Source organism: Acinetobacter sp. B51(2017), assembly GCF_003711395.1.
In the GTDB taxonomy this organism is placed as follows: Bacteria; Pseudomonadota; Gammaproteobacteria; order Pseudomonadales; family Moraxellaceae; genus Acinetobacter.
On sequence record NZ_PJRJ01000090.1, the window covers coordinates 1 to 882 of the forward strand.

Below are 882 nucleotides of genomic sequence, written 5' to 3' on the forward strand. Positions count from 1 at the left end.
GGCTTTTGCCTAATAAAGAACAGGAAATATTGCTTAATCAAGCAATAGGTTCTGCTCGTTTTGTGTGGAATCAAGTTCTTGCTAAATCGTTTGAAATGTTCGCTAAAAATGAACGTATCCGCTACGAAACCATTGAAAAAAAATTACTCCCTCTTAAAAAAACACCTGAATTTTCTTTTCTTGGTCAAACATATTCAGCTTGCCTACAGCAAAAAATTAAAGATTTAGCTAAGGCGTGGGATAAGTTTTTTAATCCGAAAGAGCAAGCCAAGCTAAAGCAAAAACCTTTTAAAGCGAAGAAACCAAAATTCTTTAAATTGCCTGATGGTGGTGAGGTTCAACTCAGACCACTTATGCCACGATTTAAGAAAAAATCAGATGGTGAGCAATCCTTTAGACTGCCATTTAATGACTGTGAGGTAATTGGAGATCGTGTTTCCCTGCCTAAAAAAACAGGTTGGATTAAGTTTAAAAAATCACAAGAAATTGTTGGCAAAATTACAAGTATCACCATTAAGAAAATTTGTGGACTTTGGTACGTGTCATTTTGTATTAATTGTGAAATCGAACAGCCACTTCACCCATCAAAATCAGCCATTGGGGTTGATCTTGGCATCAAGAAATTGATTACAACATCAGATGGTCAGGTATTTGACCCGATCAATAGTTTTAAAGCCAATCAAGTAAAAATAGCTAGGCTTCAACGCAAATTGAAGAAAAAAACCAAATTCAGTGAAAATTGGAAAAAACTTAATCTAAAAATTAACAAGCTACATCATCATATTGCCAATATTCGGCATGACTACTTGCACAAAGTCACGACAACTCTCAGCAAAAACCACGCAATGATCGTAGTTGAGGACTTAAAAGTAGCCAATATGT

General features: G+C 35.3%; 1 protein-coding gene. It reads left to right on the top strand.

Annotated elements, in window-relative coordinates:
• Positions 1-882 (top strand): RNA-guided endonuclease InsQ/TnpB family protein (locus CYK47_RS15245; protein WP_164709237.1); only part of this gene is annotated, 882 nt, incomplete at both ends.